Below are 11,849 nucleotides of genomic sequence, written 5' to 3'. Positions count from 1 at the left end.
TGCTCCTGTCGGGGGCTGAAATCACGAGAGGCGCCCCGATCGGGACGCCTCTCGTCGTGTCTGGTGGGGACGACTCAGGCGTCGTCACCCGGGACGATGTTCACGACCCGGCGGCCGCGACGGGTGCCGAACTGCACCGCGCCCGCCTCCAGGGCGAACAGCGTGTCGTCGCCACCGCGGCCGACGCCCGCACCCGGGTGGAAGTGGGTGCCGCGCTGGCGCACGATGATCTCGCCGGCGTTGACCAGCTGGCCGCCGTACCGCTTGACGCCGAGCCGCTGGGAGTTCGAGTCGCGGCCGTTCTTGGTGGACGCCGCGCCCTTCTTGTGTGCCATGTCTGTGTCTCCTCGGGAAGAGCTGCGGCCTCAGGCCGAGATGTCGGTGATCTTGACCTGGGTGTACTTCTGGCGGTGGCCCTGGCGCTTCTTGTAGCCGGTCTTGTTCTTGTACTTCTGGATGATGATCTTCGGGCCCTTGGTGGCGCCGAGGACCTCAGCGGTGACCGACGCCTTGTCGAGCTGGGCCGCCTCGGAGGTCACCGAGTCGCCGTCGACGACGAGGACCACGGGCAGGGTGACGTTCTCGCCCACGCCGGTCGAGACCTGGTCGATCTCGATGACGTCGCCGACGGCCACCTTCTGCTGCTTGGCGCCTGCGCGCACGATCGCGTACACCGCGGTCTCCTCGTTGGTTCGTGGAATCTGGGTCTGGGCGCGACGCTGACGCGCGCCGCAGGAAGAGGGCGCGCCGCCTGGGCGCGCACCGACGTTCCATGGTACGGATCCGCGGCGCTCAGGGCAAAAGCGCGCGGATCCGCTCTCGTCAGCGCTTCCGGGAGCCCTTGCGCTTGATCGGGACGTGCTCGACGGCGGGCTCGGCGGGCTCGGCGGACTCGGCCGAGACGGCGTCGCCCTCGGCCGCGGCGGTGCCGGGCTCGACCATCCCGTCCAGCGCGGGCGCGCCGACCGAGCCGTCGCGCTCGGCACCGATGCCGGCCGTGGCCTGGTGCAGGGCCGGTACGCCGGCCGGATCCGGCTCCGCGTGGTGCTGCGGCGGGCCGGCCGGGCGGCTCGCGCTGCGCCGGCGGGTCCGGGTCACCACGGTGGTCTGCTGCGGCGCGGGCTCCGGCTCGGGCGTCGGCTCGGGCTCCGGCTCCGGCTCGGGCTCCTCGGCCACGGTCTCCGGCTCGGGCTCGCGCACCGGCTCGAGGTCCTCGAGCTCCTCGGAGGCCTCGTGCTCGTCGACCACCTCGGTGTCGGTGAGGTCCTCGTCGGGCTCGTCGTGGTCCTCGTGCTCATCGGCCGGCGGGCGGGCCATGGCGGCGATGTCCTTGGGCGAGGGCATGGCCTTCGCGCCGTTCCCGTTGCCGTTGCCGTTCCCGCCGTTGGTGCCGCCGCCCTCGCCGCGCGCCCGACCACCGCGGCTGCGCCGACCGCCGCCGCCGCTGCTGCTGCCGCGCGCGCCGCCACCGCGGCCGCCCTCGTCGTCGGAGCGCTTCTGCTCGACCGGGTGGTCGTGCAGGACCAGCCCGCGGCCCTGGCAGTGCTCACAGGTCTCGCTGAACGCCTCGAGCAGGCCGGTGCCGATCCGCTTGCGGGTCATCTGCACCAGGCCGAGCGAGGTGACCTCGGCGACCTGGTGGCGGGTCCGGTCGCGGCCCAGGCACTCCACCAGCCGGCGCAGCACCAGGTCGCGGTTGGACTCCAGCACCATGTCGATGAAGTCCACGACGATGATGCCGCCGATGTCGCGCAGCCGGAGCTGGCGCACGATCTCCTCGGCGGCCTCGAGGTTGTTCTTGGTGACCGTCTCCTCGAGGTTGCCGCCGGAGCCGGTGAACTTGCCGGTGTTGACGTCGACGACCGTCATCGCCTCGGTGCGGTCGATGATGAGCGAGCCGCCCGAGGGCAGCCAGACCTTGCGGTCCAGGCCCTTGGCGATCTGCTCGTCGAGGCGGTACGCCGCGAACACGTCCTTGCCGTCGTGGTCGGCGACGTCGTACTTCTCCAGCCGCTCCTCGAGGTCGGGAGCCATGTGCTGGACGTACTGCTGCACGGTGTCCCAGGCGTCGTCGCCCTGGATCACCAGCTTGACGAAGTCCTCGGTGAACAGGTCGCGGACCACCTTGAGCGTGAGGTCCGGCTCGCCGTACAGCAGCTGCGGGGCGCTGCCCTTGGTCTTCTTCTCGATGTCCTCCCAGCGCGCCTTGAGCCGCTCGACGTCCTGGGTGAGCTCGTCCTCGCTGGCACCCTCGGCCGCGGTGCGCACGATCACGCCGGCGGTCTCGGGGACGATCTCGCGCAGCAGGGTCTTGAGCCGGTTGCGCTCGGTGTCGGGCAGCTTGCGGGAGATGCCGGAGGTGGTGCCGTCCGGCACGTAGACCAGGAACCGGCCGGCCAGGCTGATCTGGCTGGTCAGGCGGGCGCCCTTGTGGCCGATCGGGTCCTTGGTCACCTGGACCAGGACCGACTGGCCCGAGGACAGCACGGACTCGATCTTGCGGGGCTGGCCGTCCTTGTGCCCGAGCGCGGACCAGTTGACCTCGCCGGCGTAGAGCACCGCGTTGCGGCCGCGTCCGATGTCGACGAACGCCGCCTCCATCGACGGCAGCACGTTCTGGACCCGGCCGAGGTAGACGTTGCCGATCAGCGACGTCTGCGACTCGCGGGCGACGTAGTGCTCGACGAGGACCTTGTCCTCCAGCACCCCGATCTGGGTGAGGTCGTCGCGCTGGCGGATGACCATGACCCGGTCGACCGACTCGCGGCGGGCCAGGAACTCGGCCTCGCTGACGATCGGCGCGCGCCGGCGGCCCGCCTCGCGGCCCTCGCGGCGGCGCTGCTTCTTGGCCTCCAGGCGGGTCGAGCCGGACACCGCGGTGATCTGGTCCTCGGCCGAGCGGCCGCGGCGCACGCGGGTGACGGTGTTCTCCGGGTCGTCGGAGCTGCCACCACCGTCGTCGCCCGAGCGCCGGCGCCGGCGTCGACGGCGCGACGTGCCGCCCTCGCCGGACTCACCCGCGTCGCTGCTGTCGCTCTCGGCCTCGCCGGACTCGCCGTCCGCCTCGCCGTCGGTCTCGGCCTGCTCGCCCTCGTCGGAGCCCTCGGCGTCCCCGCCGCCCGACTTGCGCCGGCGACGGCCGCCGCGACGGCGGCGCCGGCGGCCGGAGCCGCCGCCCTCGCCCTGCTCGTCGCCCTGCTCGTCGCCCTGGTCGTCGCCCTGGTCGTCGCTGGCCTCGTCGGACTCGTCGGACCCGTCGGCCTGCTCGTCGGCCTGCTCGGTCCCAGGCGCCGGCAGCTCGGCCGTCTCGTCCTCGTCCTCGGGCTCGTCCGCGACCGGCTCGGGCTCGGCCTTCTTCCTGCTGCTCTTGCGCGTGGTCTTCTTCTTGGGCCCGGCCTCGGCCGCCGGCTCCTCGGCGACGGGCGCCTCGGCGACCGGCTCCTCGGCGACCGGCTCGGCGACCGGCTGGGCCGGCACCTCGGCGGCCTTCTTCGTGGTCTTGCGGGCCGAGCGCTTGCGGGTGGTGACCACCGGCTCCGGGACCTGGAACAGCACCGCCGTCCCCGCCGCCTCGGGGGCCGCCTCGGGCGCCGCGGCCTCGGCGAGCGCCGGCGCGGCCGCGGCCTCGTCGACGGGCTCGTCAGCGGGGGCCGGCTCGGCGGCCTTGGCCGCCTTCTTGGTGGTGGTCTTCTTCGCGGCCGTCTTCTTGGCCGTGGTCTTCTCGGCCACCGCCTTCTTGGCCGCGGCCTTCTTCGCGGGGGCCTTGCGCGCCGCCTTCTTGGCCGGTGCCGGCGTGTCGCCGCCGGCGTCCGGGGTGCCCTCCGGGGTGGCGTCCGGGGTGGTGGTGAGCTCGTCGTCGGGCATGTGCTGCTCCTCGACCCGGGTGCGCTGCACCCAGGTGGTCATCGCCGCGTCCCGGGCACGCCCGGGCGCAGCATCAAGCCTTCATGGCGACGACACCCACGTGGTGTCACACCGGGGCCGTGCCGGCTCCTGCCGCGGTCGCTGGTGTCTGCCTGGCCTGGTCGCTGTCACCGACCCGCCGGCCGCGTCGCGGTCTGGCGTCGGCGAGCCCCGCACAAGGCGGAGTCGTCGGGTCGAACGGGTCGACCTGTGGCGAGTATCGCACAGCCGGTCGAGGTCAAGTGATTTTCACGGCCTCAGCGGGTCGCCGATGCCGCCGGTCGCCTCGTCGTAGGACCCCTGCGCCAGCCGCGTCAGGAGCGGTACGCCGTCCAGCACCAACCCGCCCACGACGGACAGCCCGGAGAGCACGTCGTCGGGACGCACGGCGGGCTCCAGGTGGCGCAGCACCAGGTCCAGGGCCGCGCCCTCGCCGTCCGGGACCACGGTCAGGGCCAGCACCGCGGCGCGGGCGTCGAAGTCGCGCAGCCCCTTCTTGGTCATCCGCTGCACGAGCACCTCCGGCGCGGCCAGGAACAGGTCGGCGGCGGTCTCCACGGCGGTGGGTGGGACGGGGACGGCGACCCGCCAGCGGCTGGCCTGGAGCAGGTCGGCAAGGGCGCCGCCGGGTGACTCGACGACCTCGACCACGTCCAGGCCGTCGGGCAGGGCCTCGTCCAGGGCGGCGTGGACCGCGGCGGGGTCGACCAGCTCGGCCAGGGCGAGCTCGAGGTACTCCGCCTCGCTGGCCGCGCCCGTCGGCGACGCGCCGGCGTAGGAGATGCGGGGGTGGGGGTTGAAGCCGGAGGAGTACGCCATCGGCAGCCGGGCCCGGAACACCGCGCGCTCGAAGGCGCGGCTGAAGTCGCGGTGGCTGGTGAAGCGCAGCCGGCCGCGCTTGGCGTAGCGCACCCGCAGGCGCTGCACGGGCGGCGGCGCCTGCTTCGGCTGCTCCCGCGTCATCGGCGCGCCATCAGGGGTGCACCCACTCGACCGTCTTCATCGCCGCTGAAGGGTAGACGGTGCCGACGCGGACGCCGTCCAGCCAGTCGGTCAGCCGCTGGGCCTCGACCCGGAAGGCGGCGGCGGCCGCGCGCGGCAACTCCTGCAGCAGCCGGACCTCGACCACGCCGGCGTCGTCCTGGACCCAGCAGCCGACGACCCGGCCGTCCCACCAGGCCGTGGTCCCGGCGTTGCCGTTGCGGTCGAAGAGCTGGGGGCCGTGCGGGCCGAGGTAGAAGTCGCGCTGCTTCCAGCCCATGACCGTCGGGTCGAGCACCGGCAGCAGCGCCGCCCACGGCTCGACCGGCTCCTCGGGCTCGACGTCGTCGGGCAGCACGTAGCCGGTCGCGCCGCCGTCCAGCGACACCTCCACCGCCTCGACGTCGGCCAGCGCCGCGCGCACGGCGCCCTTGGTCGCGCCGAGCCACCAGACCAGGTCCGTCTCGGTGCCTGGACCGAAGGAGCGCAGCCAGCGGCGCACGAGCTCGGCGTACCCCTCCTCGGCGCCGAGCGGCTCGGGCACCTCCCCCAGCCAGTCCTCCGTGCGCGTCCAGCGCGGTCGGGACAGCCGCCAGTGCTGGGTGTTGGCCCCGCGCACCAGGTCGCGGGTCAGGCCGAGGTGGGTCAGGACGCGGGAGTGGTTCCAGACCGAGCCGTTGGTGACCGCGAACTTCACCGCCACCTCGGGCAGCCCGTCGCGGATCTCGATCGCGGTCATCCCCTCGGGGCGGCCGGCCAGCTCGGCCAGGATCGCCGCCCGCGAGCGGTCGAGCCAGGCGTGGCCGTCGTCGGCCACCCCGGCCTTCTCGACGTCCTTGGCCATCCGGTTGCGCTCGGCCTCGGCCACCCGGACCGACGCGCTCCCCCACGCCGCGGGCAGCAGGTCGCGCGGGAACACGAACAGCGTGCGGCGCATGGCCAGCTGCTTGACCAGGGTGCGCTCGGCGTACAGCGCGCGGTCCACGTCGGCCACCGTCACGCCGTCGACGCGGGCCAGCACGCTGAGGTAGACCGTCGCCGGCTCGGTGGCGTGGAGCACCGTCACCGCTCGGGTGGCGGCCTCCGGACCGTCCACGCGGTACGCCGGCGCGACCGCGTGCCGCCGGGCCAGCCGCCACCGGCGCTCGTCGTCGGGGATGTGCCGCACGGTCGCCAGTCTCCCCCTCGTAGGCTGGGGACAGTGAGCCGCCGCACCACTGTCCTGGTCCTGGTCGGCATCGTGCTCCTCTCCGTCAACCTGCGACCGGCGGCGGTCAGCGTCGGCCCGGTCCTCGACGAGATCCGCGCCGGTCTGGGCATGGGCCCGGCCTCCGCGGGTGTGCTCACCTCGCTGCCGGTGCTCTCCTTCGCGGTCTTCGGCGCCCTGGCCCCGGTGGTCGCCCGACGCCTCGGGCCGCACCGCGTGACCCTGCTGGCCCTGCTGGCCGTGGTCGCCGGGCTCGCCGCGCGCTCCGTGGTGCACGACGAGGCGGCGTTCCTCGTGCTGTCGCTGGTGGCGACCGCGGGGATGGCCATGGCCAACGTGCTGATCCCCTCGCTGGTCCGACTGCACTTCCCCGACCGGATCGGGCAGGTGACCGCGCTCTACACCACGATGCTGGCGGTCGGGCTGACCGCGGCCTTCCTGCTCACGGTGCCGGTCTCACACGCGTTCGGCAGCTGGCGCTACGGCCTGGCCGTGTGGGCGGTCCTCGCCGCCGTCGCGGCGCTGCCGTGGTTCGGGCTGGTCCGCCACGACACGACGATGGAGGCGCCCAAGCGCGACGTGGGCTACGGCGACATCGCCCGGACCCGCCTCGGCTGGGCCATGACGCTGTTCTTCGGGATCCAGTCGCTGATGGCCTACGCCGTCTTCGGCTGGTTCGCCACGCTGTGGCGCGACGCGGACTTCGGGGCCGGCGCGGCCGGCGCGCTGGTCGGGATCGTGGCGGGGATGTCGATCCCGCTCTCGCTGTTCCTCCCGCAGCTGGTGGCGCGCCCGGGCGACCAGCGGTGGGTGCTGGTGCTGGTCATCGCCTGCTACCCGGTCGCCTACGTGGGCCTGCTCGTCGCCCCGCACTCGCTGGCCGTCCTGTGGGCCGTCGTGCTGGGCGCCGCGCTCACCACGTTCCCGATCGCGCTGACCTACATCGGGCTGCGCACCCGCACCGCCGGCGCCACCGCCGCGCTGTCCGGCTGGACGCAGTCGACCGGCTACCTCCTGGCCGTGGCCGGACCGTTCGGCATCGGCGTCCTCCACGAGGCCAGCGGCGGCTGGGACGTCCCGCTCGTGGTGCTGCTGGTGCTGTCGGTGCCGCTGTTCGTCGTGGGGATGTACGTCGGCAGGCCGGCCCACATCGAGGACCAGCTCCGCGCCTCCTGACCCACCGCGGGGCGCCCATGTGGAACGCTGCTCTCGCGCACCGACCACGGCGGATCCCCCAGGGAGAACGATGAGCACACCGCAAGACCCGGCCGACCCGCAGAACCCCTACGGCACGCCGGGCTCGGACTCCACCCCGCCGCCCCCGCCGCCGAACCCCTACGGCACCGGGCCCACCGAGCCGCCCTCGGCCCCGGCCGCGCCCTCGACGCCCGACTACAGCAGCGCGCCGCCGCCTCCCCCGCCGGCATACGGCCAGCCGCAGCCGCCGGCCTACGGGCAGCCGCAGGCGCCGGCGTACGGTCAGCCGCCGTTCCCGCAGTACGGCGCCCCGCAGGAGCAGCAGCCCGGCAAGGGCATGGCGATCGCGGCGCTGATCATCTCGTTCTTCGGCTGCGTGTTCATCGGCGCGCTGGTCGCGATCCCGCTGGCCATCGTGGTGCTCGTGCGCAGCCGCGGTGGCCAGAACCACGGCAAGGGCCTGGCGATCTCCGCCATCGTCGTCAGCCTGGTGACGCTGGCGCTGCCGATCATCCTGCTGGTGGCCGGGGTGAGCTACGTCAACAGCCTCACCGACGTCAACGACCTCGACCAGGGCGACTGCATCACCGCCGACGGGCTGTCGGACGAGAACGCCAAGAGCGTCACCGACATCAAGACCGTGGACTGCTCGGACAAGCACGACGGCGAGGTCATCGCGGTGGTCGACCTGACCGCGGACCAGGCGCAGAACTACACCTCGACGCCCATCAGCGAGATCTGCGGGCCCGCCATCGACGCCGCCGGCAAGACCGACCTGATCACCGAGTCGGTCATCTACACCTCGCTCACCGTGTCGGACCCCGCAGCCGGCGACCAGGCCGCGTGCGTGGCCTACAACGCCGACGGCTCGCAGCTCACCGGCACGCTGGGCAGCTGAGCCCTTGCGGCGCGCCGTGCTGACGGCGGTCGCGGTGGCCCTGGCCGCCGTGGCCGTCGCCGTCGTGGTCGTCGTCCGCCAGCACTCCGCCCTCGGCTCGGTCGCCGACCTCGACCGCGGCGACTGCGTCGACGCCCGGGCCTTCCTGCGCGGCGAGCAGCCCGCCCTCGCCGACCTCGAGCGCGCCGACTGCGACGACCCCCACGACGCCGAGGTCCTGGTCATCGTCGACCTGTCCGAGAAGCAGGCCGCCGCCTACCGCCCTGTCGTCCCCGACGAGGTCTGCCTCGACGCCCTCGACGGCCAGGCCGACGTCGCCGTCGACTCCGAACGCCTGCTCGTGGCGGGTGTCGCGGACCACGCCCGACCGTCCGCCGGTGACGCGATGGCGTGCTTCGGGTTCGCGGCGGACGGCAAGCGCTTGAACGGACACGTGCGTCCTCGCTGACGCTCGGTGACCTGGCCGAGCGCAGACACCTCAGCAGCGGCCCGGACCCGGCCTACTCGTCGTCGATCGCCCGCCCCAGCTCGGCCATCGTGGCCACGAACGCCCGCTCGAGGTCGACGCCGTAGGCGTCGGCGAGCGTCATCACGCACCACAGGCAGTCGGCCAGCTCGTGCGCCAGGGCGTCGTCCAGGTCGGCGCGCGGCCGGACGCCCTCCTTGCCCTGCACCAGCTTGGCCAGATCGCCGACGTCACCGAGGAAGCCGAGCATGATCTCCTCACGCGACCACGGGCGGCCGTAGCGCTCGGCCTCCTGCGCGGCGTACGCCGCTCGCACGGCGCGGGCCATCTCGCTCAGCTCGGAGAAGTCCATCCCGGCATCGTGCCAGCACGAGTCGCGCCGTCGCCGTGGCCGGCGGCCGGGCGCCTGAGGGTGAGGACCATCATCAGCGTCGCGTCGTCGCGGGTCAGCGACGAACCGAGGGCGCCGCCACTTCAGTCCGCCTCACAGACGCAGAGCTGCAGCGCGGCGGCGCCGGTGAACGGCGTGCCGGACCAGTCGCCTAGGCGCTCGACCAGGCGCAGGCCGGCGGCGGCGAGGAGCAGGGGCAGCTCCTGGGGGAACACGCTGCGCAGCGCGAGCGGCACGACCAGGAAGTCGCGCTCGTCGGCGCTGGAGAACGACCAGGTCCCGCGGGTCACCTGGGCGGCGGCGTCGTAGGTCTCGGCGACGTCGACGGTCACGGGTCCGCGGTCGGGGTCGTCGAAGCCCAGGTCCGCACGGGTACGCCGGGCGCCGTCGGCCGCGGCGAGCAGACGGGGGTGGGGGTTGAAGACGTCGAAGACGAAGCGGCCTCCGGGGGCGAGGTGGCGGCGCACGGCGCGCAGGCAGCTCAGCAGGTCGGCGGTCTCGAGCAGGTGGAGCAGCGAGTTGCCGGAGCTGAAGACCAGGTCGAAGGTGCGGGCGAGGTCGAAGGCGCGCATGTCGCCGGCCACCCAGTCCACGGTGAGGCCCCGGTCGGCGGCGGCGTGGCGGGCCCGCTCGAGCATGGCCGGCGCGAGCTCCAGGCCGGTGCACGGGTGGTCGTCGGCGGCGAGGGGCAGCAGCTTGCGGCCGGTGCCGCTGCCGAGCTCGAGGACGGAGCCTCCGGCGCGGTCGGCCGCGGCTCGGTAGTGGGCGACGGCCTCGTCGCCGCCGGGGAAGAGCCGGTCGTAGAGCGCCGCGTCCGCGTAGAAGGCCACGGGCGCGGACCGGTCAGACCACGCTGAGCGGCAGCAGCTGGCGGCCGGTGGGCCCGATCTGGGTCTCGGTGCCGAGCTCGGGGCACACGCCGCAGTCGTAGCACGGCGTCCAGCGGCAGTCCTCGACCTCGACGTCGGCGCTGCCGTCGGCGACCGCGAGGGCGTCCTCCCAGTCGGCCCAGAGCCAGTCCTTGTCGAGGCCGGAGTCGAGGTGGTCCCAGGGCAGGACCTCGTCGTAGCCGCGCTCGCGGGTGGTGAACCACTCGAGCGAGACGCCGAGTGCGGGCAGGACGGCCGCAGCGGCAGCGGTCCACCGCGCGTAGGAGAAGTGCTCCGACCAGCCGTCGAAGCGGCCGCCGTCGCGCCACACCTGCTCGATGACCGCGCCGACCCGGCGGTCGCCGCGCGACAGCAGTCCCTCGATGGAGCCCGGCTCGCCGTCGTGGTAGCGGAAGCCGATGGCCCGGCCGTACTTCTTGTCGGCGCGGACCAGCTCGCGGAGCTTGGCCAGACGATCATCGGTGGTCGAGGGGTCGAGCTGGGCCGCCCACTGGAACGGCGTGTGCGGCTTGGGCACGAAGCCGCCGATGGAGACGGTGCAGCGGATGTCGTTGCGTCCGGAGACCTCGCGGCCCTTGGCGATCACCCGCTGGGCCAGCGAGGCGATGGCCAGCACGTCCTCGTCGGTCTCGGTGGGGAGACCGCACATGAAGTAGAGCTTCACCTGCCGCCAGCCGTTGCCGTACGCCGTGGCGACGGTCCGGATCAGGTCCTCCTCGGTGACCATCTTGTTGATCACCCGGCGCATCCGCTCCGAGCCGCCCTCGGGGGCGAAGGTCAGGCCCGAGCGGCGCCCGTTGCGGGAGAACTCGTTGGCCAGGGTGATGTTGAAGGCGTCCACGCGGGTGGAAGGCAGCGAGAGCGAGACGTTCTGGCCTTCGTAGCGGTCGGCCAGCCCCTTGGCCACCTCGCCGATCTCGGTGTGGTCGGCCGAGGAGAGCGAGAGCAACCCGACCTCCTCGAAGCCGGACTTCCGGATGCCGTTCTCGACCATGTCGCCGATGGTCTGGATCGACCGCTCGCGCACCGGCCGGGTGATCATGCCGGCCTGGCAGAACCGGCAGCCGCGCGTGCAGCCGCGGAAGATCTCGACCGAGAACCGCTCGTGCACCGTCTCGGCCAGCGGGACCAGCGGCTTGGCGGGGTAGGGCCACGCGTCGAGGTCCATGAGCGTGTGCTTGCGCACCCGGGCCGGTACGCCGGGCCGGTTCGGCACCACTGCGGCGATCTCGCCCGTGGGCAGGTAGGACACGTCGTAGAAGCGCGGCACGTACACGCCGCCCGAGACCGCCAGGCGCCGCAGCAGCTCGTCGCGCCCGCCCGGCGAGCCCTCGGCGCGGAACTCGCGGATCACCTCGGAGATCGCCAGCACGACCTCCTCGCCGTCGCCGAGCACCGCGGCGTCGATGAAGTCCGCGATCGGCTCGGGGTTGAACGCCGCGTGGCCGCCGGCCAGCACGACCGGGTCCTCGTCGGTGCGGTCCGCGGCGTGCAGCGGGATCCCGGCCAGGTCCAGCGCGGTGAGCATGTTGGTGTAGCCGAGCTCGGTCGAGAACGACAGCCCGAGCACGTCGAAGGCGCGCACCGGGCGGTGCCCGTCGACGGTGAACTGCGGGATGCCGTGCTCCCGCATCACCTGCTCCATGTCCGGCCACACGGCGTAGGTGCGCTCGGCCACGATCCAGTCGCGCTCGTTGAGCACCTCGTAGAGGATCTGCACGCCCTGGTTGGGCAGCCCGACCTCGTAGGCGTCGGGGTACATGAGCGCCCACCGCACCTCGGTGCTCGACCAGTCCTTGACGGTCGAGTTCAGCTCGCCGCCGACGTACTGGATCGGCTTCGAGACCGTGGGCAGCAGCGGCTCGAGGCGGGGGAAGAGCGACGCGGGGGCGGACACGACCATCAAGCGTACGTGC

General features: G+C 73.4%; 11 protein-coding genes. 3 read left to right on the top strand and 8 right to left on the bottom strand.

Annotated elements, in window-relative coordinates; translation table 11 throughout:
• Positions 1-74: 74 nt before the first annotated feature.
• The 5 genes from rpmA to G5V58_RS05030 form a co-directional block, all read right to left on the bottom strand.
• Entirely contained in the window at positions 75-335 is a 261-nt protein-coding gene (gene rpmA / locus G5V58_RS05050; RefSeq protein ID WP_165229306.1) for a 50S ribosomal protein L27, read from the bottom strand.
• Positions 336-365: 30 nt separating this feature from the next.
• Positions 366-674: a 50S ribosomal protein L21 gene (rplU, locus tag G5V58_RS05045; RefSeq protein WP_165229304.1), complete on the bottom strand. Its 309-nt coding sequence runs from the start codon at positions 672-674 to the stop codon at positions 366-368.
• 148 nt (positions 675-822) lie between these two features.
• Positions 823-3,906: an Rne/Rng family ribonuclease gene (locus tag G5V58_RS05040; RefSeq protein ID WP_165229302.1), complete on the bottom strand. Its 3,084-nt coding sequence runs from the start codon at positions 3,904-3,906 to the stop codon at positions 823-825.
• Between the two features lie 246 nt (positions 3,907-4,152).
• Complete coding sequence (locus tag G5V58_RS05035) at positions 4,153-4,866, bottom strand: TIGR03936 family radical SAM-associated protein (RefSeq protein WP_196240561.1); 714 nt, start codon at positions 4,864-4,866, stop codon at positions 4,153-4,155.
• Between the two features lie 10 nt (positions 4,867-4,876).
• Positions 4,877-6,052 (bottom strand): winged helix DNA-binding domain-containing protein, encoded by a 1,176-nt coding sequence (locus tag G5V58_RS05030; protein WP_165229300.1) that lies wholly within the window; start codon positions 6,050-6,052, stop codon positions 4,877-4,879.
• 33 nt (positions 6,053-6,085) lie between these two features.
• Between G5V58_RS05030 and G5V58_RS05025 the strand changes: the two genes are divergently transcribed.
• The 3 genes from G5V58_RS05025 to G5V58_RS05015 all read left to right on the top strand — a co-directional run bounded on the left by G5V58_RS05025 (position 6,086) and on the right by G5V58_RS05015 (position 8,634).
• On the top strand, positions 6,086-7,267 hold the full coding sequence (locus G5V58_RS05025) for an MFS transporter (protein WP_230487100.1): 1,182 nt from the start codon (positions 6,086-6,088) through the stop codon (positions 7,265-7,267).
• 70 nt (positions 7,268-7,337) lie between these two features.
• Positions 7,338-8,186 (top strand): DUF4190 domain-containing protein, encoded by an 849-nt coding sequence (locus G5V58_RS05020; protein ID WP_165229296.1) that lies wholly within the window; start codon positions 7,338-7,340, stop codon positions 8,184-8,186.
• Positions 8,187-8,202: 16 nt separating this feature from the next.
• The gene (locus G5V58_RS05015) at positions 8,203-8,634 is read left to right on the top strand and encodes a hypothetical protein (protein WP_165229294.1); all 432 of its coding nucleotides are present in this window, start codon (positions 8,203-8,205) and stop codon (positions 8,632-8,634) included.
• A 52-nt stretch (positions 8,635-8,686) separates the two neighbouring features.
• Here G5V58_RS05015 and G5V58_RS05010 read toward each other — a convergent pair whose 3' ends face one another.
• The 3 genes from G5V58_RS05010 to G5V58_RS05000 all read right to left on the bottom strand — a co-directional run bounded on the left by G5V58_RS05010 (position 8,687) and on the right by G5V58_RS05000 (position 11,836).
• Positions 8,687-9,004, bottom strand: coding sequence for a MazG nucleotide pyrophosphohydrolase domain-containing protein (locus G5V58_RS05010; RefSeq protein ID WP_230487099.1), 318 nt, complete (start codon positions 9,002-9,004; stop codon positions 8,687-8,689).
• 122 nt (positions 9,005-9,126) lie between these two features.
• Positions 9,127-9,873 carry a class I SAM-dependent methyltransferase gene (locus tag G5V58_RS05005; protein ID WP_165229292.1) on the bottom strand — a complete coding sequence of 249 codons (747 nt, stop codon included), beginning with the start codon at positions 9,871-9,873 and terminating at the stop codon, positions 9,127-9,129.
• A gap of 13 nt (positions 9,874-9,886) precedes the next feature.
• Entirely contained in the window at positions 9,887-11,836 is a 1,950-nt protein-coding gene (locus G5V58_RS05000) for a TIGR03960 family B12-binding radical SAM protein (protein WP_165229290.1), read from the bottom strand.
• Positions 11,837-11,849 lie beyond the last annotated feature (13 nt).

The organism is Nocardioides anomalus, from assembly GCF_011046535.1.
GTDB lineage: Bacteria > Actinomycetota > Actinomycetes > Propionibacteriales > Nocardioidaceae > Nocardioides > Nocardioides anomalus.
Note: the sequence above shows the minus strand (reverse complement) of the source record. Positions and strands in the feature narration are given on the sequence as shown.